Source organism: Cupriavidus sp. FW305-3-2-15-C-LB2 (assembly GCF_058787575.1).
Genome location: NZ_JBYSZW010000020.1, coordinates 17320 through 37348, shown reverse-complemented (window position 1 = coordinate 37348; position 20029 = coordinate 17320). Strand labels below are relative to the sequence as shown.

Annotated in this window: 16 protein-coding genes and 1 riboswitch; of the genes, 4 read left to right on the top strand and 12 right to left on the bottom strand. The window is 66.3% G+C overall.

Translation table 11 applies throughout. The annotated features are described in order from the left end of the window. Positions 1-90: 90 nt before the first annotated feature. Positions 91-2787 carry an aminopeptidase N gene (gene pepN, locus AC3WRR_RS16410; protein WP_010809181.1) on the bottom strand — a complete coding sequence of 899 codons (2697 nt, stop codon included), beginning with the start codon at positions 2785-2787 and terminating at the stop codon, positions 91-93. Between the two features lie 282 nt (positions 2788-3069). Here pepN and AC3WRR_RS16405 point away from each other — a divergent pair, with 282 nt between their 5' ends. Together AC3WRR_RS16405 and AC3WRR_RS16400 are read left to right on the top strand one after the other, a co-directional pair. Then, positions 3070-3693, top strand: a complete 624-nt coding sequence (locus AC3WRR_RS16405) for a DUF4136 domain-containing protein (protein ID WP_010809180.1) — start codon at positions 3070-3072, stop codon at positions 3691-3693. 342 nt (positions 3694-4035) lie between these two features. Then, on the top strand, positions 4036-6357 hold the full coding sequence (locus AC3WRR_RS16400) for an NADP-dependent malic enzyme (RefSeq protein ID WP_010809179.1): 2322 nt from the start codon (positions 4036-4038) through the stop codon (positions 6355-6357). Between the two features lie 106 nt (positions 6358-6463). On the opposite strand, the gene AC3WRR_RS16395 is transcribed toward AC3WRR_RS16400, so the two are convergent. From AC3WRR_RS16395 to AC3WRR_RS16370, 6 genes are all read right to left on the bottom strand, one after another. Further along, on the bottom strand, positions 6464-6709 hold the full coding sequence (locus AC3WRR_RS16395) for a hypothetical protein (protein ID WP_010809178.1): 246 nt from the start codon (positions 6707-6709) through the stop codon (positions 6464-6466). A 240-nt stretch (positions 6710-6949) separates the two neighbouring features. Further along, positions 6950-8017 carry a porin gene (locus AC3WRR_RS16390; protein WP_011614837.1) on the bottom strand — a complete coding sequence of 356 codons (1068 nt, stop codon included), beginning with the start codon at positions 8015-8017 and terminating at the stop codon, positions 6950-6952. Positions 8018-8196: 179 nt separating this feature from the next. Continuing rightward, the gene (gene uraD, locus AC3WRR_RS16385; protein ID WP_010809176.1) at positions 8197-8715 is read right to left on the bottom strand and encodes a 2-oxo-4-hydroxy-4-carboxy-5-ureidoimidazoline decarboxylase; all 519 of its coding nucleotides are present in this window, start codon (positions 8713-8715) and stop codon (positions 8197-8199) included. Next, the gene (gene puuE / locus AC3WRR_RS16380; RefSeq protein ID WP_010809175.1) at positions 8712-9662 is read right to left on the bottom strand and encodes an allantoinase PuuE; all 951 of its coding nucleotides are present in this window, start codon (positions 9660-9662) and stop codon (positions 8712-8714) included. The genes uraD and puuE overlap by 4 nt, the downstream gene beginning before the upstream one ends. Before the next feature lie 125 nt (positions 9663-9787). Continuing rightward, a complete protein-coding gene (locus tag AC3WRR_RS16375; protein WP_010809173.1) occupies positions 9788-11194 on the bottom strand; it encodes a nucleobase:cation symporter-2 family protein in 1407 nt (468 codons plus the stop codon). Between the two features lie 179 nt (positions 11195-11373). Then, the gene (locus AC3WRR_RS16370) at positions 11374-12144 is read right to left on the bottom strand and encodes a GntR family transcriptional regulator (RefSeq protein ID WP_011614838.1); all 771 of its coding nucleotides are present in this window, start codon (positions 12142-12144) and stop codon (positions 11374-11376) included. A gap of 297 nt (positions 12145-12441) precedes the next feature. Here AC3WRR_RS16370 and uraH point away from each other — a divergent pair, with 297 nt between their 5' ends. Both uraH and AC3WRR_RS16360 read left to right on the top strand, forming a co-directional pair. Beyond that, positions 12442-12795 carry a hydroxyisourate hydrolase gene (gene uraH / locus AC3WRR_RS16365; protein WP_010809171.1) on the top strand — a complete coding sequence of 118 codons (354 nt, stop codon included), beginning with the start codon at positions 12442-12444 and terminating at the stop codon, positions 12793-12795. Positions 12796-12826: 31 nt separating this feature from the next. Further along, positions 12827-14035, top strand: a complete 1209-nt coding sequence (locus AC3WRR_RS16360) for a urate hydroxylase PuuD (RefSeq protein WP_010809170.1) — start codon at positions 12827-12829, stop codon at positions 14033-14035. Between the two features lie 162 nt (positions 14036-14197). Here AC3WRR_RS16360 and AC3WRR_RS16355 read toward each other — a convergent pair whose 3' ends face one another. The 5 genes from AC3WRR_RS16355 to xdhC form a co-directional block, all read right to left on the bottom strand. Continuing rightward, entirely contained in the window at positions 14198-14773 is a 576-nt protein-coding gene (locus tag AC3WRR_RS16355) for a TMEM165/GDT1 family protein (protein WP_010809169.1), read from the bottom strand. Between the two features lie 114 nt (positions 14774-14887). After that, positions 14888-15035: riboswitch (yybP-ykoY riboswitch) on the bottom strand. Positions 15036-15094: 59 nt separating this feature from the next. Continuing rightward, the gene (locus AC3WRR_RS16350; protein ID WP_010809168.1) at positions 15095-16270 is read right to left on the bottom strand and encodes a fatty acid desaturase; all 1176 of its coding nucleotides are present in this window, start codon (positions 16268-16270) and stop codon (positions 15095-15097) included. 185 nt (positions 16271-16455) lie between these two features. Beyond that, a complete protein-coding gene (gene guaD / locus AC3WRR_RS16345; protein WP_011614840.1) occupies positions 16456-17778 on the bottom strand; it encodes a guanine deaminase in 1323 nt (440 codons plus the stop codon). A 76-nt stretch (positions 17779-17854) separates the two neighbouring features. Further along, a complete protein-coding gene (locus AC3WRR_RS16340) occupies positions 17855-18910 on the bottom strand; it encodes an adenosine deaminase (protein WP_010809166.1) in 1056 nt (351 codons plus the stop codon). Positions 18911-18965: 55 nt separating this feature from the next. Next, the gene (xdhC, locus tag AC3WRR_RS16335; RefSeq protein ID WP_454749366.1) at positions 18966-19955 is read right to left on the bottom strand and encodes a xanthine dehydrogenase accessory protein XdhC; all 990 of its coding nucleotides are present in this window, start codon (positions 19953-19955) and stop codon (positions 18966-18968) included. Between the last annotated feature and the right edge of the window lie 74 nt (positions 19956-20029).

The window sequence follows — 20029 nt, the reverse complement described above, 5'->3', positions numbered from 1 at the left end:
TCTCCTTGGATGGCCGCAATTCTACATGCCCGGCCGCGCTTGGCCGGGCAAAGGGGGCGTTGGCGGGCCTCCTTGTGTCGTTCCCGCCGCTCAGGCGGCCAGCGCCTTGCCCACGATCTCGCGCACGTCGCGCGACAGCGTGCTGCTGGCGGCGACGCGTTCCAGTTCGGCGCGCATGCGGTCGCGCAGCGCCAGTTCGTACTTCTGCCAGCGGTCCATCACCCGCGCCAGGCGCGCCGCCACTTGCGGGTTGATGGCGTCGAGCGCCAGCACCTGGTCGGCCCAGAAGCGGTAGCCTGAGCCGTCCTGGGCGTGGAACTGGGCCGGGTTGCCGGAGCAGAAGCTGAAGATCAGCGAACGCGCGCGGTTGGGGTTGCGCAGGTTGAAGGCGGGGTGCTCCATCAGCGCGAGCACGGTGTCGATGGTGCGCTTGCCGGCGTGCGGGCCGACTTCACCGCGCTGCATGCCTTGCAGCGAGAACCATTTGTCGATCACCAGCGGGTCGTCCTCGAAGCGCTCGTAGAAGTCCGCCAGCGCGTGCTCGCGGCCGGGGGCGAAGCTGTTGACCAGCGCCGACAGCGCGGCGAAGCGGTCGGTCATGTTGTCGGCGTTCTGGTACTGCTGCTCGGCCAGCGCCTGCATTGCGGCATCGCCGCCGTCGGCCAGGTAGCCGAGCGCCAGGTTGCGCAGTGCGCGCCTGGCGGCGGAGGTGGCATCGGGCGAGTAGGCGCCCGGCGTGGCGTTGCCCTCGTAGGCGGCGAGCCAGTCGGCCTGCAGCGCGCGCGCCAGGCCTTCGCGCATGAACTGGCGGGCGCGGTGGATGGCGGCGGGATCGGCCACGCCCATGCGCTCGGCCAGGTAGGCCTCGGCGGGCAGCACCAGCGCCTGTTCGCGGAAGGCGGGGTTGAGCGTGTCGTCGGTGAGCACGGCGCGCATGGCCTGCACCAGCGCGGGATCGAGCTTGAGCTCGCGCCCGGCCTGGACCTCGGCCACCAGCTGCAGCAGCGCGCGCGTGGCCAGGCGCTGGCCGGCTTCCCAGCGGTTGAAGGCATCGCTGTCGTGCGACAGCTGGAAGGTCAGCTGCGCGTCGGTGTACTCGGCATCGACGATCACCGGCGCCGAGAAGTTGCGCAGCAGCGAGGGCAGCGGGGCACTGGCGCCGCGCGGCAGGTTGATGAAGCGGAAGCTCTGCTCGGCCTGCGTGAAGTCGAGCACGCGCGTGGTCGCCCCGGGCGTGCTTTCGCCTTCGAGCTGCAGCGGCAGGTCCTTGCCGTCTGCGCCAAGCAGTCCGAGCGCGAACGGGATATGGAAGGGCTGCTTCTCGGGCGTGCCGGCGCGGGTCTCGATGCCGACCTTGGGGCAGCGCTGCGACAGCGTCAGGGTCAGGCTGCCGTCGTCGCCGTTCCAGTCCGTGCGCGCCGTCACCACCGGGGTGCCGGCCTGGCTGTACCACAGGCCGAACTGCGTCAGGTCGCGGCCGTTGGCATCGGCCATGGCCGCGCGGAAGTCGTCGCAGGTGACAGCCTGGCCGTCATGGCGCTGGAAGTACAGGTCCATGCCCTTGCGGAAGCCCTCGCGGCCGAGCAGGGTCTGGTACATGCGCACGACTTCGGCGCCTTTCTCGTACACGGTGACCGTGTAGAAGTTGTTGATCTCTTCGTAGCTGTCGGGGCGCACCGGGTGCGCCATCGGGCCGGCGTCCTCGGGGAACTGCACCTGGCGCAGCACGCGCACGTCCTCGATGCGCTTGACCGCGCGGCCGGATTCCGAGCCCATCATGTCGGCCGAGAACTCCTGGTCGCGGAACACCGTCAGGCCTTCCTTGAGCGAAAGCTGGAACCAGTCGCGGCAGGTCACGCGGTTGCCGGTCCAGTTGTGGAAGTACTCGTGGCCGACCACCGCCTCGATATTGGCGAAGTCGGTGTCGGTGGCGGTCTGCGCGTTGGCCAGCACGTACTTGGTGTTGAAGATGTTCAGGCCCTTGTTCTCCATCGCGCCCATGTTGAAGTCGCCCACGGCGACGATCATGAAGCGGTCCAGGTCCAGTTCCAGCCCGAAGCGGCGCTCGTCCCAGCGGATCGAATGGATCAGCGAATCCATGGCGTGGCGGGTCTTGTCGAGGTCGCGCGCCTCGACCCAGACCTGCAGCAGCTTGTCCTTGCCGGAGGCGGACTGGATCCGTTCCTCGATGCATTCGAGCTTGCCCGCGACCAGCGCGAACAGGTAGGCCGGCTTGCGGAACGGGTCTTCCCATACGGCTTCATGGCGGCCGTCGGGCAGTTCGCGCTGGCCCACCAGGTTGCCGTTGGACAGCAGCACCGGATAGGCGGCGCGGTCGGCGCGCAGCGTGACGCGGTAGGTCGCCATCACGTCGGGGCGGTCCAGGAAGTAGGTGATGCGGCGGAAGCCCTCGGCTTCGCACTGGGTGAAGAAGTTGCCGTTGGACACATACAGGCCCGACAGCGTGGTATTGGCCGCGGGCTGGCAAGCGGTGGTGATCTCCAGCGTGCCCTGCGCCGGCAGGCCGGGGATGGTCAGCGTGCCGGCATCCTGGGTCGCGTCGGCGACCGGCTTGCCGTCCAGGCTGACGCCGATCAGTTCGAGTTCCTCGCCGGCCAGCACCAGCGGTGCGTCGGGCGCGCCGGCCTGGCGCGCGAAGCGCAGCGTGCTGGTGACCACGGTGCGCTGGGGATCGAGGTCCAGCACCAGTTCGGCGTGGTCGATGGCGAACGGCGGCGGGGTATAGTCTTTGCGATAGACGGTAACGGGCGTGTCGGTGCGCAGCATGGAAAGATCCTGTCTTCGGAAGACCGTTAGGAAAGGGGGCGGGCCATGCGCGCGGCAGCGAAGCATGGCGCTGAAGTCCTCATTGTAGCCAAGGGGTCGGGGCGCGGCCCGGCGCGGCACGGCATCGGCATGCTGCGGGGAATTCCGCGCCGGCGGCGTGGTCTCAGAGACACGTGGGTATTCAGAGGAAAGCGAGGTAGCACTATGTGGCAGCGCGCAGGCGGTGTCGGCAATGCGGGAGCGGCAGGCGCGTGGCCGGGGCCGCGCGGGTGGTGGGGGGCGATGGCGTTGCTGGCGGCGCTGCTGCTGTCGGGGTGCGCCAGCACCGTGGTGACCGATGTCACGGCGTTCCGCCAGCCCGGTTGGCAGAACGATGCGCCGCGCACCTACAGCTTCGAGCGCAGCGCCGAGCAGGCGGCGCAGCTGGACCGCCAGACCTATGAGCAGTGGCTGGCCACGGCGCTGGCGGGGATCGGCTTCGAGCAGGTGCCGGCGAAACAGGCGCGCTATCGCGTCAGCATGGATTTCGATGCCGCGCCCGGCATCGTGCGCGTGGCCGAGACCGTCTACCCGGACCCGTGGTACGGCCCGTGGGGCCCGTACTGGGGGCCTGGCTACTACCGCCCGTACGGGCCCTGGGGTCCGTGGGGCCCATGGGGCCCGGGCTACTGGCCGCCGCAGACCGTGGTGCGCGACATTTCGGTGACGTTCTCCAGCCTGCGGGTGTATTTCAGGGATGCGGCCAGCGGCAAGCGGGTCTACCAGGTCACCGCGCAGAACCAGACCGAGAACGGCAGCCTGCCTGCGGTCATGCCCTACCTGATCCGCAGCGCCTTTACCGACTTCCCGGCCGAGAGCGGCCGTCCGCGCCGGGTGACGCTCGAGGTCGAGAAGAACGCAAAGTAGGGCCGCCGGGGCCGGCCGCGCGGTCCCGGCCAGACGATGCGTGCGGATGCATGCACGGGCATGCGTCTGCACCTGTATTGCATACGCAATGGTAAAAGCTGTTTAACTGGAATAATCCACCCAAAAAGCGGCCTGCAGGCGGGCTCTGGTGGTACTTTGCGCGGACACGTGGGCTAGAATGGTTGCTCGATTTTTCCGGCCTGTCTGCCGGGATCGCCAGTATCGCTGCCAGGCGTTGTCCTTCGCTGCCGGCCCGTATCCTGAGATTTCTCGATCGGGGCTGAGCCGGATCTTGGCGGGGAGAGGGGCGCTTCCGGTCCGGGCCATTTTCCGGACGAGCCAATGAGCAGCAAGAATAGCGGTGATGCACCGCAACATGCCCCGAACAGTCCTGAAGCGCAATTGCGCCTCGCCGCGCTGGAATACCACCGCAGCCCCACCAAGGGAAAGATCCAGGTAACCGCGACCAAGGCGCTGTCCAACCAGCGCGACCTGTCGCTGGCCTATTCGCCGGGCGTGGCCTATGCCTGCGAGGAAATCGCCAAGGATCCCGCCACCGCCGCCGAGTACACCTCGCGCGCCAACCTGGTGGCCGTGGTCACCAACGGCACCGCCGTGCTGGGCCTGGGCGATATCGGCCCGCTGGCCGGCAAGCCGGTGATGGAGGGCAAGGGCTGCCTGTTCAAGAAGTTCGCCGGCATCGATGTGTTCGACATCGAGCTCGACGCGCGCGACCCGGACAAGATCGTCGAGATCGTTGCCGCGCTCGAGCCCACGCTGGGCGGCGTGAACCTGGAAGACATCAAGGCGCCGGAGTGCTTCTACATCGAGCAGAAGCTGCGCGAGCGCATGAACATCCCCGTCTTCCACGACGACCAGCACGGCACCGCCATCATTTCCACCGCGGCGCTGCTCAATGGCCTGAAGGTGGTCGGCAAGGACGTGGCCAAGGTGAAGCTGGCCGTGTCCGGCGCCGGCGCGGCTGCCATTGCCTGCCTGGACACCATGGTCAGCCTCGGCGTGAAGCGCGAGAACATCTCGGTGGTGGACTCCAAGGGCGTGATCTATGTTGGCCGCGACGCCAACATGGAAGCCAACAAGGCGCGCTACGCGCAGGACACCTCGGCGCGCACGCTGGCTGACATCGTCAAGGACGCCGACGTCTTCCTGGGTTGCTCGACCGCCGGCGTGCTGACCGCCGAGATGGTCAAGACCATGGCCGACAAGCCCATCATCCTGGCGCTGGCCAACCCCGAGCCGGAAATCCGCCCGGAAGTGGCCAAGGCCGCGCGCCCGGACTGCATCATCGCCACTGGCCGTTCGGACTACCCGAACCAGGTCAACAACGTGCTGTGCTTCCCGTACATCTTCCGCGGCGCGCTGGATTGCGGCGCGACCAAGATCACGGAAGCGATGAAGCTGGCCTGCGTCAAGGCCATCGCCGAGCTGGCCGAGGCCGAACTCAACGACGCCGTTGCCGCCGCCTACGGCGGCCGCGAGCTGAAGTTCGGCCCGGACTACATCATCCCGACGCCGTTCGACCAGCGCCTGATCGAGAAGATCGCGCCGGCGGTGGCCAAGGCCGCGGAAGAATCCGGCGTGGCCACGCGCCCGATCAAGGATCTCGAGGCGTATCGCCAGCAGCTGTCCACCTATGTCTATCACACCGGCCTGATCATGAAGCCGGTATTCTCGGCCGCCAAGGCTGCGCCCAAGCGCGTTGCCTACGCCGAGGGCGAGGAAGAGCGCGTGCTGCGTGCCGTGCAGACCGTGGTCGACGAAGGGCTGGCCCGCCCCACCCTGATCGGCCGCCCGCACGTGATCCAGATGCGCATCGAGAAGGCCGGCCTGCGCCTCAAGGCCGGGGTGGACTTCGATCTGGTCAATCCGGAAGAAGACCCACGCTATCGCGCCTACCACGAGGCCTACCACGCGCTGCGCGGCCGCGACGGCGTGACGCCGGACATGGCCAAGGTGGCACTGCGCCGCTCCAACACGCTGATCGGCGCCATGCTGATGCATATGGGCGATGCCGATGCGCTGCTGTGCGGCACGGTGGGCCGCTTCGAGGCACACCTCGAGCACGTGCGCGACGTTATCGGCCTGGCGCCGGGCGCCAAGGTGTTCGCCGCGATGAACGCGCTGATGCTGGAAAAGCATACGCTGTTCATCACCGACACCTTCGTCAACGACGATCCCACCGCCGATGAACTGGCCGCGATCACGCAACTGGCCGCTGAGGAAATTGCGCGTTTCGGCCTCGTTCCCAAGGTCGCGCTGATGTCGCACTCGATGTTCGGCTCCTCTACCCGTCCGTCGGCGCGCAAGATGCGCGAGGCCGCGGGGATCCTTGCCAAGGTGGCTCCGCACCTGGAAGTGGAAGGCGAGATGCAGGGCGACGCTGCCCTGGACGAAGACGTGCGCCGCCACTTCCTGCCGTCGACCAAGCTGGCCGGCAGCGCCAACCTGCTGGTGATGCCGACGCTGGACGCCGCCAATATCGCCTTCAACCTGCTCAAGATCACGGGCGGTCAGGGCGTCACGGTGGGCCCGATCCTGCTGGGCGCGGCCAAGCCGGTGCACATCCTGAACCCGCAAGCCACTACGCGCCGCATCGTCAACATGACGGCCGTGGCCGTGGCGGAGAGCAACGCGGTGCGCTGATGTCCCGACGGGCGTGAGCCAATGCAAAAAGCCGGGTCTGGTGACCCGGCTTTTTCTTTGATGCTGCCCCGCGGCAAGCGCGCACGGCGCGTTGCGGGATCGGTGGCTATTGCAGCACGTTGTACTGCTCGCGCATCACGACAATGATCGACTTGGCCGCGGCGAGCTGCGTGCCCAGGTTGTCGACGGATTCTTGCGGGAAATCGACCTCGGCGCTCCAGTTGCATCCGGTATGGTCAGGCTGGTGCATTCGCACCGCGTGCAGTTCGCATTCGCCGCACTCGGGGTTGTTGTCGAGGCACTGGTTCAGGATGGCCATCAGTTCGGAACGGGTCTTCGGGTATCGCCGCATGAATCACCTCTCTCAATGTCGTTTTTGAGGTCCGGATCACCAATCTAGGAAGCGTCAAAGAGCGCTTCCAATTGAATCCACCTATGAAATACCGGCTTCCGATCCATACTGCCCGACGGCATGGGATGGCGCGGCGCAGCATTCTGGCGGCTAATCTCGGCGCAGTGTGATGTCAACGCGGCAATGAAAAAGCCCGCCGGAAGGGCGGGCTCCAGGACTGCCGGTGAGGCGGTTACGTCATCAGAACTTGTGACGCATGCCCACGCCGAAGGTATCGCCGTGCTCGATGCCGGTGATCTTGTCGTAGTAGTAGGCGGCGTAGACGTCGGTGCGCTTGGACAGGTTGTAGTCGTAGGCGACGGCAAACGTGTTGCGCTTGAAGTCACCGATCGCGTTCTCGGTCTTGCCATAGGCGTAGGACGCCAGTACGCTGCCGGCACCGACCGGCACCGAGGCCCCGACCTGACCGTTGGTGTGCTTGATGTCGCCGCTGGCGGCCGTGCTGGCCTTGGTCTTGATGTACTGGCCCTGGGCGAACAGCTTGACCACCTTGAAGTCGTACGTGATGCCGCCCAGCACAGCGTCCTGGCGGCTCAGGCCTGCTACCGACAGGTCGTCCGGAACCGCGTTGAAGCGGACCTGCTGGAACGCGACGGTCGCGGCGAACGGCCCGTTGAAGTACATCAGGTTGCCGCCCCATTTGTTCTGGCCCGCGGCACCTGCCTTCTCGCCTGCCGAGTAGATCAGGTTCGCGCTCAGGCCGCCGAAGTTCGGGGTGGAGTACAGCACCGAGTTGCTCCAGCCCGAGTCGCCGATGATGCCCGGATCCACCACGCCGTTGCTGGCCGCACCGAAGTAGGTGTGGAAGATGGTCGGCGAGAACACGTACGAGTCGACCAGCGGGTTGAACAGGATGGTCGAGATGAAGTACGGGGTGGTGTTGCGGCCCAGCTTCAACGTACCCAGCTTGTCATTCTGCAGGCCGACGTACGCGTTGCGGCTGAACATCGAGTCGCCGGTGAAGCGGCCGCTGTTGCCGCTGTCCGTGCGGAAGAACCCGTTCAGGTCGAAGATGGCCTTGGTGCCGCCGCCCAGGTCTTCGGTGCCCTTGATGCCCCAGTAGGACGTCTGCATACCGCCCGAGTTGGCCACCCATGCGCGCTCGCCCGAACCCGGGCTCTTGACGCCGCCGATGAACATGTCAGCCTGGCCGTACAGCGTGACGCTGGACTGGGCCATGGCCGCACCGGAAAAAAGGGTAGCCGCTACTGCCGCCAGCTTTAGTGCCGGCTTGTACTGCTTCTGCATTGTTAGACCTCCGTGGTTTTTGATCCTGCTTGGAACGTTGTGTACTGGGTCCCTGTCGGGTTCTTCTAATGTCTTGGTGCTTTTATTCGTGCCGCCTGGCTTGGCTCGGTGAGGGTGGTGCATGGGTGCCGGCGGCATCGGGTACAGCGTTTTTTGTTATACAGGTGACGCTTTTTTGCTCAGGCGGATACTAAGTCGTCAAGCCGGAACTGCGCAATGCGATGGATCTGGTTGATGCAAGTTTGCAACTCTTGCTGCGGCGTGTTTTCCAGTCGGCGCGCGAACTCCGCGATGATCCCGTGGCGGTCGTAGCCGCGCACGGCCAGGATGAACGGGAAGCCGAACTTCTGGTTGTAGGCCGCGTTGAGCGACTGCAGGCGGTCGAACTCCTCGGGCGTGCACAGGTTCAGGCCGGCGCCGCTTTGTTCGCGCGTGGATTCGGCGGTCAGCTCGCCGCGCACGGCGGCCTTGCCGGCCAGCTCCGGGTGGGCGCGCACCAGCTTGAGCTGGGCCGCCTCGCCCGCTTCATCGACCGCCTTGCGCAGTGCCTGCGCCAGCGCTGCGCCGTCGGCGAAGGGCCGCTGCGCGGCTGCGGTCTCGGCAAACCACGGCGAGTGTTCGTAGATGCCGCCCAGCACCTGCACGAACTCCGCGACAGGCATGGTGTTGAGTTGGGCGATGGTGCAGGTCTGGCTCATGCTTGGTTCCGGGGGGTGTAGGGGTGGGTATCGGCCCAGTGGCGGGCGATGTCGACACGGCGGCAGATCCACACCTTGTCGTGTCCCTGCACATAGTCGAGAAAGCGCTGCAGCGCGCGGAAGCGGCCCGGGCGGCCGAGCAGGCGGCAGTGCATGCCGATCGACAGCATCTTGGGGCTGTCCTGGCCGCTCGGGTCGCCTTCCTCATACAAGACGTCGAACGCATCCTTCAAGTACTGGAAGAACTGTTCGCCGGTATTGAAGCCCTGCGGCGTGGCAAAGCGCATGTCGTTGGAGTCGAGCGTGTACGGCACCACCAGGTGCGGCTTCTTCTCGCCGCCGGTGACTTCCACCTCGGTCCAGAAGGGCAGGTCGTCACCGTAGTAGTCCGAGTCGTACAGGAGGCCGCCGTGCTCCACCACCAGGCGGCGCGTGTTGGGGCTGTCGCGGCCGGTGTACCAGCCCAGCGGCAGTTCGCCGGTCAGGTCCTTGATGATCTGCATGCCGATGCGCATGTGCTCGCGCTCGGTGGCTTCGTCGATGCCCTGGTAGTGGATCCAGCGCCAGCCGTGGCAGGCGATCTCGTGGCCCAGTTCGACAAAGGCGCGGGTCAGTTCAGGATGGCGTTGCAGCGCCATCGATACGCCGAAGATGGTCAGCGGCAGGCCGCGCTTCTCGAACTCGCGCAGCAGGCGCCAGACGCCGGCGCGCGAGCCGTATTCGTAGATGCCCTCCATGCTCATGTGGCGGTCGGGGTAGGCCGCGGCGCCGACGATCTCGGAGAGGAACTGCTCGGAGGCGGCGTCGCCGTGCAGCACGCAGTTTTCGCCGCCTTCTTCGTAGTTGAGGACGAACTGCAGCGCAACGCGCGCACCGCCCGGCCAGCGGGCGTGCGGCGGCCGGGCACCATATCCGATGAGATCGCGTGGATAGTTATCTTTTGTCATGTGTCTTTGCTTGCTTCAGGAAAACGCCCGGCACCGCCGCGCCGCCCGCAAGCGCCGACCATCACGCAATGAACGTGCCAGTCGTGCCGGCGGCGGTGTCGGATACTTCGATACCGTTGCTTCAGTTACTCGGTGCCGTGCGAGTTGGCGGCGGCGTTGCGCATGGCCTCCTCGCGCGACTGGATGCCGTTGTAGAACAGGTTCAGCGCCACGGCCACGATCGTGCCCAGCACGATGCCGCTGTGGGTGAACGGCCCGGTCCACTTCGGCAGGTACTGGAAGAAGGTCGGTGCCAGCGTCGGGATCATGCCGGCGCCGATCGAGATGGCGACGATGAACAGGTTGTGGCGGTTGCGGTTGAAATCGCACGAACCCAGGATGCGGATGCCGGTGGCGGCCACCATGCCGAACATCACGATGCCGGCGCCGCCCAGCACGAACTGCGGCACCGAGGCCACCACGTGGGCCATCTTGGGGAACAGGCCGAAGGCGATCAGGATGATGCCGCCGGCAGCCGCCACGTAGCGCGAGCGTACGCCGGTCACCGTCACCAGGCCCACGTTCTGCGAGAACGAGGTATACGGGAAGGTGTTGAAGATGCCGCCGATCACGGTGCCCAGGCCGTCAGCGCGCAGGCCGCGGGTCAGGTCCTCGTTGCTCAGCTTCTTGCCGGTGATGTCGGACAGCGCCAGGAACATGCCGGTGGACTCCACCAGCGTAATCAGCATGACGATGCACATCGACAGGATAGCGGTCACTTCGAAGGTCGGCATGCCGAAGTGCAGCGGCGTGATGACGGCAACGAAGCTGGCTTCATCCAGGCCTTCGAAGGACACCTTGCCCATCGCCATCGCCACCAGCGTGCCGGCGATGATGCCCAGCAGCACTGCGCAGTTGGCCACCAGGCCACGGCCGTACTTGGTCAGCAGCAGGATGATCAGCAGCGTCAGGCCGGCAATGCCGAGGTTGGCCAGGTCGCCGTAGGCGAGGTTGGGCACCTCCTTGACCACGCCGTCGATCACGGCACGGGTGGTGGGCTGGCCGCCGGCCGCCCAGTTGATGCCCACGCGCATCAGCGACACGCCGATCAGCGTGATCACCGTGCCGGTCACCACCGGCGGGAACAGTCCCAGCATGCGCCCCATCATCGGCGCGATCAGGATGCCGAATATCCCCGATGCGATCACCGCGCCATAGATGCCGAGCAGGCCGACATTGGGATCGGTGCCGATGGCGATCATCGGCGCCACCGAGGCGAAAGTCACGCCCATCATCACCGGCAGGCGGATGCCGAACTTCCAGAAACCAAAGGCCTGGATCAGCGTGGCCAGGCCCGCGGCGAACAGGTCGGCGTTGATCAGGAACGCCAGCTGGTCCTTGGGCAGCTTGAGCGCGCCACCAACGATCAAGGGCACGGCAACCGTGCCGGCGTACATCACCAGAACGTGCTGCAACCCGAGCGCGAGCAGGCGCCCGGAAGGCAAACGCTCGTTGGTGAGGTCCGTCGGGACCGTGGTGCTTGCGGAATTCATGGGTGCGTCTCCTCTCCTTTGGTTTGATGGGAACACCACTGCCATGGCCCCGGTCCTGGATCCCGGAGGGTCTCCGGACCGTTATCTGCCTGTCGTCTCAGCACTCTCGTCGGTGAGCCGGGTGCTGTTTGCCGATCAGGTCTGGCCTTGTAGTTGGGGGCAGGGGCGGGAACACCGTGCTAGGTGGAGCGGCCTAGCACGCTGCGAAGATCAAAGTTGCCCGGCTCGTCCGGCTGCACGCGGTCGGCGCAGGCGCCAAGGTGGTGCGCCATGCGCGACTGGGCCAGCGCGGCATTGCCCTGTTCGAGTGCGTCGAGGATCTCTTCGTGTTCATCGAACGAGCAGGCGTTGTTGCCCGGGGCTTCCACGCTGGCGATCATCAGCGTGGTGCGCGACACCAGCCGGCGCATCATGTTGACCAGCAGCGCATTGCCCGACAGTTCCGCCAGCGCCGTATGGAACTCGGCGGACAGGCGGATCCATTTGGGCCGGTCATGCGTGAGGAAGGCCTGGCGCTCGCTGGCCACCATCTGGCGCAGCGGCGCGATCACGGCCTTGACGTCGGGCATGCCGGCAAGCTTTTCCAGCACCGCGCGTTCCAGCATCTGGCGCAGCTCGAACATGTCGTGCGCTTCGTCGGTGGAGGGGCTGGCGATAAAGGCGCCGCGGTTGGGCTCGAGGTCGACCATGCCGTCGGCGGCCAGGTGCGACAGCACCTTGCGCACAGTGTGTCGCGCGGTGGCATAGATCTCGCAAAGGGAATGCTCGGTCAGCTTGGTGCGCGGCGGCAGCCGGTGCTCCATGATCGCGTCGTAGATCTCGTGATACATGCGCTCTTCGACCGAGCCCTTGCGTGCGGGCCTGGCGGGCTTGCCCGCCTGGATTTCGGTCGGCTCGGCGTCGGCCTTGGTTTCGGCGTTGGCGGCAATCAGCTTCAGGCTCTTGGACATCGTGGCACCAGCAGTCAGGCGGGGCACCGCAAATCCTGGACATCAGGCAGCGGTGATCCAAAAATTGTTGACAATTATTTGGTTGCTGCTCCAATATTGTCAACAAAACCGACTCAGGTTTTCGACAACTCAGGGAAATCCCTGAATTGCCAACCGGGTAGTGCAGGCGCATTGTCGCCACGCACCACCCAGCGCCGGGATGCGTTACCAGACGTACCGAGCGGGCACCATTCCCACAAATGGTGCTAGTGAAGGCAGCGGCGCCCCTCACAACCCAATCGCCTAAGGAAAAACACGATGGGACGCTTGACCACACACGTACTCGACACCGCTGCCGGCACGCCCGGCAAGGGCATGTCGGTTACTCTTCATAAAATTGTCGACAATCGCCGCGAAACCCTGAAGACAGTCGTGACGAACCACGACGGCCGTTGCGACCAGCCGCTGCTGGAAGGTGCGGACTTCGCCGTTGGCGTGTATGAGCTGGAATTCGCCGCGGGCGACTACTTCCGCGCGCAAGGCACGCAGCTGCCCGAGCCGGCTTTCCTGGACGTGGTGCCCCTGCGCTTCGGCATTGCCGATGTCAACGCGCACTACCACGTGCCCCTCCTGGTCTCGCCCTGGTCGTACTCGACCTACCGCGGCAGCTGAAGCGGTGGCATAGGGAAACAGGAGACAAGACATGGAAGGCTACATTCTCGACTGGGCCAATCTGCTGCTGCGCTGGGTGCACGTCATCACGGCGATCGCGTGGATCGGCTCCTCGTTCTATTTCGTCTGGCTCGACAACAGCCTGACCCGTCCCACCGATCCTGACCTGCAGGAGAAGGGTGTCGGCGGCGAGCTGTGGGCCGTGCACGGCGGCGGTTTCTACAACCCGCAGAAATACCTGACCGCACCCAAGACGCTGCCTGAGAACCTGCACTGGTTCTACTGGGAGTCGTATTCCACGTGGATGACCGGCTTCGGCCTGCTGGTGGTGCTGTACCTGTTCAACGCCAGCACGTTCCTGATCGACAAGAACGTCTACGACATGTCGCCCGGCGCGGCGGTCGGCCTGGCGCTGTCCTACCTGGCCGCGGGCTGGGTGGTCTATGACGTGATCTGCCGCGTGTTCGGCAAGAGCGACAAGACCGTGGGCGTGCTGGTGGCGATCTACGTGGCCGTGGCTGCCTACGTGGCGTGCCACCTGTTCTCGGGCCGTGCGGCGTTCCTGCTGACCGGTGCGATGATCGCCACCATCATGAGCGCCAACGTGCTGGTGTGGATCATCCCGGGCCAGCGCAAGGTGGTTGCCGCGCTGCGCGCGGGCCAGCCGGTCGATCCGGTCCATGGCAAGAACGCCAAGCAGCGCAGCGTGCACAACACGTACTTCACGCTGCCGGTGCTGTTCGCGATGCTGTCGAACCACTACAGCATGACCTACAGCTACAAGTACAACTGGGCCGCGCTGATCCTGATCATGCTCGCCGGTGTGCTGATCCGCCAGTTCTTCATCCTCAAGCACAAGGGCAAGATCAACGTGGCCTGGCCCGCAGCCGGCGTTGCCGTGCTGGCCGTGGTCGCCGTGCTGATCGCGCCGCAACCGCGCCCGGCCGTGGCCAAGGCAGAAGGTGGTGAAGCCGCCACCGCCGTCAGCTTTGCCAAGGTGCAGGAAGTGATGAACGCACGCTGCGTGCAGTGCCACGCCGAGCAGCCGAAGATGATGCCGACCGCAGCCAAGGGCATCAAGCTCGATACCGCGGAAGACATCAAGGCCCACGCGCAGCTGATCTACCAGCAGGCCGTGCAGCAGAAGGCGATGCCGCTGGGCAACGTGACGCAGATCACCGACGACGAACGCGCCCTGCTGGGCCAGTGGTTCGAAGGCGGTGCCAAGACCACCAACTGAGGGTGGCCTGATCTGAAAAGCATCAGGGCCGGCGCGTGCCGCCGGCCCGCGAATTCCGAGCATCGGTGATCGACGGTCCGGAGGGTTGTGCAGTTGGCAACCGTCAGTACCGGACCGGCGAGGGTTTGAACGGGGCCTTGTGCCCCGTTTTTTTTCGGCGACTTATCCGCCGATATTCAGCAACGCCAGCACCCCCAGCACCAGGAAAATCCCCGCCGCGATCTTGTGCACCAGTCCGATCGGCATCTTGTTGGCAAACTTGTCGCCAAGCAGGACCGCCGGCGCATTGGCGACCATCATGCCGAAGGTGGTGCCGGCCACCACGGCAATCACCGCATCGCTGAAGCGCGCGGCCAGCGCCACGGTGGCGATCTGGGTCTTGTCGCCCATCTCGGCAAAGAAGAAGGCCACGATGGTGGTGCCGAGGATGCCAAGGGCGCCCTTGACCGGCCTGGCTTGTTCGGCGTCGTCGAGCTTGTCGGGGATCAGCATCCATGCCGCCATTGCGATAAAGCCCAGGCCCAGGATCCAGCGCAGCAGGCTTTCGCCCAGCACATGCGTGATCCAGCCGCCGAGCGCACCGGCAAAGCCGTGGTTGAACAGCGTGGCGATCAGGATGCCAAGGATGATGGGAACGGGCTTGCGGTAGCGCGCGGCCAGCACCAGCGACAGCAATTGCGTCTTGTCGCCCATTTCAGCGAGGGCGACGATGCCTGTGGAGACGAGGAAGGCTTCCATATTGGTCTTGTGGGGTAACCGGGCCGCAATGCATCGCGAGATGCCAATGACGCACACCTTTCCCGGCCCGGCCAGAAAGGTATGGTCATCGGTCTCGCCAGGCTGGACGCTGCCGGGTCCGTATCAGTACGGCCGGGCGGGTCCGGAGCTGCGCACGCCATAACCGCAAGCGGTCAAGTCTGTTGACGTACGCCCCTGTCCCCCGGAGTCCGCATTGCGCGGCGCGGTGAGAGCAGGGCGGCTACTCCCCAATGGAAGCGGCAATTATAGCGGCGGGGGGGGGGGGGGGGGCCACCTCCCCCCGCCACAAGGCCTGCACCCTCAGCCGGGTACAGGCGCGTTGTCGCTGGTCTGGCGGCCGCGGAAATCGGTCCAGCACAGGGCCTTGAAGTCATAGAGCTTGCAGCGGCGCGCGGTATCGAAATACCAGCGCCAGGAGAAGTTCTCGATGATGATGCGGCCCGGCAGCGCGTGCTCCAGCAGTGCCTGGGCGCGCTTGAGGCGGTACAGCGGCACGCTCATGTCGACGTGGTGCGCGGTGTGTTCCATGATGTGGTGCAGCGCCGCGCCGATGCCGTGGCGGAAGCGCAGGTGCACGGTGGTCGAGACAAAGGGCTGTGCCTTGGCCCACATGGCCTTGGTGTCATACCAGGCGACGCTGGTGTGGGTGTGGTGCACATACAGCACGAAGCCGACGGTGACGTTCCAGACCAGGAATGGCAGCACAAAGCCCGCGCCGGTCAGCAACCACACCGATTGCTCCGTGGCCAGCGCCAGGCCCGCCAGCGCGCCGATCCAGGCCAGCCCGAAGGCGGCTACCAGCACACAGTCGCCGGTGAAGATCGGGCGGCGCGTAGCCATCTGGCGCTTGCTGGGGAAGAACATCTTGCACCACCAGATTTCCACCAGGTAGTACAGGCCCGGGCCGAAGCCGGTGCGGTAGATGCGCTCCATCACGCGGCGCCAGCGCGGCAGCGCGTTGAATTCTTCCAGTGAGTAGGGCGCCCAGACGAAGTCGAAGCCCTTCAGGTTGGTATAGCCATGGTGCACCACGTTGTGGCCGACTTCCCACAGGCTGTACGGCGTCAGCGAGGGCAGGAAGGTGAGCCGGCCCAGCCACTTGTTCAGGCCGCGGCGCGGGGTCAGGCTCTGGTGGCAGGCATCGTGGCCGATGATAAACAGGCGCGCGATGATCAGCCCGGCCAGCACGCCCAGCGCCAGCTTGGCGGCCCAGTGCTGCGCCAGCACCACGCCGGCCAGCACGGCGCCGAACAACAGGTAGTCGAAGGCGAACAGCAGCAGTGCGCGCGGCGTGCTGCGCTGGCCCAGCGGGATCAGCCAGCCGCGGATGATCTTGCGCGAGGGCAGCGGGGCGTCCGGCGCAATCGGCTCCGGCAGCGGGGCGTGGTTGGGCGCGCCCTTGCGCGCGGCATGGGGCACGTCATGCGGGCCACTGGCGCGCTCAGGGGCGTGAGCGGCGGATTGGAAAGCGGTCATGCGGAACCTTCTGATTGCGGTCGGATGGGTAAGGGCGCACGGCGCGCAGAACGGCCGCGGCGGAACCGCAAGGTTAGAAGGCTTTGTCGAAGACGGCCTTGACGGTCGTCAAGCCGGAGGCGGGGGCGAAGCGGTAAAAGCGCGCCCGCCGCATGACGGCGGGCGGCTGCTGGCCAGGTGACGGATCAGGCGGCCGGCACGTGGGCGGCCTCGCCCATCACATAGACGCTGTCGATGACGCGGTCGTCGCCCAGCATGGCAAAGGCGAACAGCTCTTCTTCCAGCGTTTCCGAGCGGTTGCTGCGGCGGGCGATCAGCGGCGTGGCCTTGGGGTCCAGCACGATGAAATCGGCCTCGCAGCCAACGCTGAAGCTGCCGACGCGGTCGGTCCAGCCCAGCGCCTCGGCCGCGGCACGGGTGGCCAGGTAGAACATGCGCAGCGCGGTCAGGTAGTAGCCGCCCATGCGCGCCACCTTGTGCGCCGCGTTCATGGTGCGGAACATCGAGAACGAGGTGCCGCCGCCGACGTCGGTGGCCAGCGTCACGTTCAGGCGGTTGGCGTCGGACTGGTGGAAGTCATAGAAGCCGCTGCCCAGGAACAGGTTGGAGGTGGGGCAATGCGCCACCGCGGCGCCGCTGTCGGCCAGGCGCCGGCGGTCGTCCTGGTCCAGGTAGATGGCGTGGCCGTACATCGCGCCCGGGCGCAGCAGGCCGTAGCGGTCGTACACGTCCAGGTAGCTGCGCGCGTCCGGGAACAGCTCGGCCACCCATTTGACCTCGTCGCGGTTCTCGGCCACGTGGGTCTGGATAAAGGCGTCCGGGTAGGCGCGCGCCAGTTCGCCGCAGGCGGCCAGCTGCGCCTCGGTCGAGGTCGGGGCAAAGCGCGGTGTGATGGCGTAGGCCAGGCGTCCCTTGTTATGCCAGCGCGAGAGCAGGTCGGCGGAGTCCCGGGCACCGGTCTCGGCCGTATCGCGCAGGAATTCCGGGCAGTTGCGGTCCATCATCACCTTGCCCGTGACCATGCGCAGGTTGCGCGCCTCGCTTTCGGCAAAGAGGGCCTCGGCCGAGGCCTTGTGCACCGTGCTCCAGACCACCGCGCTGGTGGTGCCGTTGCGCAGCAGTTCCTCGGTGAAGAAGCCGGCCACGCCGCGCGCGTAGTCGGGATCGGCAAAGCGGCGCTCTTCGGGGAAGGTGTAGGTCTCGAGCCAGTGCAGCAGGCCCGGCGACGGCGACGCGATCATGTCGGTCTGCGGGTAGTGCACGTGGGTGTCGATAAAGCCGGGCACGATCAGCTTGCCGCGGTGGTCGACGATCTCGGCGTCGGCCGGAATGCGCGCAGCCAGCTGCGTATAGTCGCCGGCAGCGGCGATGCGCCCGTTGGTGACGATCAGCACCCCGTCGTCCCAATACTGATATGCATCCTCATGGAATTGCGGATCGCGCAGGAAATGCAGCACGCGGCCGCGAATGGCACGGGTGAGGGAGTCAGTCTTGGGGTTGGTCGTCATGGTGTGTCTCTTGTGGCCGGCCCGCGCGGAACGGCATGGTTCAAGCAGCGGGCCGGGCTATTGGCATGCGCCGCGCTCAGGCCGCTGGGGCCGTTGCGGGCGGGGACTTGGGCGGGCTCGACCAGAAGTGGTCGACTTCCGCCAGGAATTCGGCCTTCTGCATGGCAGGCAGGAAGGCCGCTTCAAAGCTGTTGCGGGCAAGCTTGTGGGCATCGGCCGCGTCCAGCGGCAGCGCCTCGAAGGTGGCTTCCCAGTTGGCGTTCATATAGCCGCCGAAGTAGGCAGGATCGTCCGAATGCAGCGTGATCACCACGCCGGCATCGAGCATGCGCTTGAGCGGGTGGTCGCGCAGGTCCGGGTAGACCTTGAGCTTGACGTTCGACAGCGGGCACACGGTCAGCGCCACGCGCTCGCGCGCCAGGCGTTCCACCAGCGCCGGATCGTCGATGGCGCGCACGCCGTGGTCGATACGCTGCGCCTTGAGGATGTCGAGCGCGTCGGTGACGTATTGCGCCGGACCTTCCTCGCCCGCGTGGGCCACCAGGTGCAGGCCCAGCTCGCGCGCCCTGGCGAACACGCGCGCGAACTTCTCGGGCGGGTTGCCTCGCTCGGACGAATCCAGGCCCACGCCGACAAAGCGGTCGCGGTAGGGCAGCGCGGCCTCCAGCGTGGCGAAGGCGTCTTCCTCCGGCAGATGGCGCAGGAAGCACAGGATCAGGCTGCTGGAGAAGTCATATTCGGTGCGCGCCTGGGCCAGGGCATCGGCGATGCCGTCGATCACCACGCCGATGGGCACGCCGCGCGCGGTATGGGTCTGCGGATCGAAGAAGATCTCGGCGTGGCGGACGTTGTCGGCGACGGCGCGCTTGACGTAGTCCATGGTCATGTCGAAGAAATCTTCCTCGGTCAGCAGCACGCTGGCGCCGGCGTAGTAGATGTCCAGGAACGACTGCAGGTCGGTGAAGGCGTAGGCGGCGCGCAGCGCCTCGACGCTGGGATAGGGCAGCGCCACCTGGTTGCGCTGCGCGAGCCGGAAGATCAGTTCCGGCTCAAGCGTGCCTTCGATATGCACATGCAGTTCGGCCTTGGGAGTGCGGCGGATCTGTTCCGCGAGCGCGGCATCGATGGTCATGGGGGCCTCGTTTCTGGGCTTTTCTGTGCCTGCCGGCGGGGCCGGCGGCACGGGTTCAGGGATGCACCGCCTCCGGGCGGCCCAGACGCAGCGCGGCAAGGCGCTGTTCGCGGACCTGGAGCAGCTGGGCGACGATGGCTACCGCAATCATAGCCGGAGCCTTGTCGGTAATCCCGGGAACCCCCATGGGGCATGTCATTTCCGCAAACCGGGCCGGGTCGATGCCGTGCTCGGCCATGCGGTGTTCAAAGCGCGCGCGCTTGGTCTTGGAGCCGATCAGGCCGAAGTAGGCGAAATCGGTGCGCTTGAGGATTTCTTCGCACAGGGTCTGGTCCAGCGCATGGCTGTGCGTCATGACCAGGAAGTAGCTGCCCGCGGGCGCCTGCGCCACTACCGCTTCGGGCGTGTCGCTGGCCTCGGCCTCGACATTGTCGGGCAGCCCGCCGGGGAACAGCGTGTCGCGCTCGTCGACCCAGTGCACGCGGCACGGCAGCGTGGCCAGCACCTTGACCAGTGCATGGCCGACATGGCCCGCGCCAAACAGCACCACGTGCATGGTGTCGGGCACCAGCGTATCGGTCCAGCTGCCGTCGGCGTGCAGCGTTACGCCGGGGGTCACGGCATGGCTGTCGCCATGGGTGATCGCGCCGCTGGCCGGCACCTGGCGCTGCAGTGCCTTGCCGGCGGTGAAATTGCGTTCGACCGCGTCAAGCCAGTGCAGGTCGGCTTCGCCCAGCACCTCGAATGCGAGCTGCACCACGCCGCCGCAGCACTGGCCCAGTGCCGGCCCGAGCGGGATGCGCTCGATCCGGCGTTGTTCACCGCGCACCAGCATCTCGCGCGCGATATCCATGCCGCGCCACTCCAGGTGGCCGCCGCCGATGGTGCCGACCAGGTCGTCGGCGCTGACCAGCATGCGGATGCCGGCCTCGCGCGGGGCCGAGCCCTTGACCTCGACGATGGTGACCATCGCCGCCGGCACGCCGGCGCGCACCATGCGGGCGGCGTCGGCGAAGCGGAAGGGTTTGAGCGGTGCGTCCTGCATGTCGGGGGCCTTGTCGGTGTTGCCTGGTTGCTGCTTGATGCTGTGGTGCTGCCTGCGCTGTGTCATCGCAAGGG

Bases quoted from the DNA above. Each gene is read 5' to 3' on its own strand.
- pepN (WP_010809181.1), bottom strand. From the start codon at position 2,787: ATGCTGCGCACCGACACGCCCGTTACCGTCTATCGCAAAGACTATACC.
- AC3WRR_RS16405 (WP_010809180.1), top strand. From the start codon at position 3,070: ATGGCGTTGCTGGCGGCGCTGCTGCTGTCGGGGTGCGCCAGCACCGTG.
- AC3WRR_RS16400 (WP_010809179.1), top strand. From the start codon at position 4,036: ATGAGCAGCAAGAATAGCGGTGATGCACCGCAACATGCCCCGAACAGT.
- AC3WRR_RS16395 (WP_010809178.1), bottom strand. From the start codon at position 6,709: ATGCGGCGATACCCGAAGACCCGTTCCGAACTGATGGCCATCCTGAAC.
- AC3WRR_RS16390 (WP_011614837.1), bottom strand. From the start codon at position 8,017: ATGCAGAAGCAGTACAAGCCGGCACTAAAGCTGGCGGCAGTAGCGGCT.
- uraD (WP_010809176.1), bottom strand. From the start codon at position 8,715: ATGAGCCAGACCTGCACCATCGCCCAACTCAACACCATGCCTGTCGCG.
- puuE (WP_010809175.1), bottom strand. From the start codon at position 9,662: ATGACAAAAGATAACTATCCACGCGATCTCATCGGATATGGTGCCCGG.
- AC3WRR_RS16375 (WP_010809173.1), bottom strand. From the start codon at position 11,194: ATGAATTCCGCAAGCACCACGGTCCCGACGGACCTCACCAACGAGCGT.
- AC3WRR_RS16370 (WP_011614838.1), bottom strand. From the start codon at position 12,144: ATGTCCAAGAGCCTGAAGCTGATTGCCGCCAACGCCGAAACCAAGGCC.
- uraH (WP_010809171.1), top strand. From the start codon at position 12,442: ATGGGACGCTTGACCACACACGTACTCGACACCGCTGCCGGCACGCCC.
- AC3WRR_RS16360 (WP_010809170.1), top strand. From the start codon at position 12,827: ATGGAAGGCTACATTCTCGACTGGGCCAATCTGCTGCTGCGCTGGGTG.
- AC3WRR_RS16355 (WP_010809169.1), bottom strand. From the start codon at position 14,773: ATGGAAGCCTTCCTCGTCTCCACAGGCATCGTCGCCCTCGCTGAAATG.
- AC3WRR_RS16350 (WP_010809168.1), bottom strand. From the start codon at position 16,270: ATGACCGCTTTCCAATCCGCCGCTCACGCCCCTGAGCGCGCCAGTGGC.
- guaD (WP_011614840.1), bottom strand. From the start codon at position 17,778: ATGACGACCAACCCCAAGACTGACTCCCTCACCCGTGCCATTCGCGGC.
- AC3WRR_RS16340 (WP_010809166.1), bottom strand. From the start codon at position 18,910: ATGACCATCGATGCCGCGCTCGCGGAACAGATCCGCCGCACTCCCAAG.
- xdhC (WP_454749366.1), bottom strand. From the start codon at position 19,955: ATGCAGGACGCACCGCTCAAACCCTTCCGCTTCGCCGACGCCGCCCGC.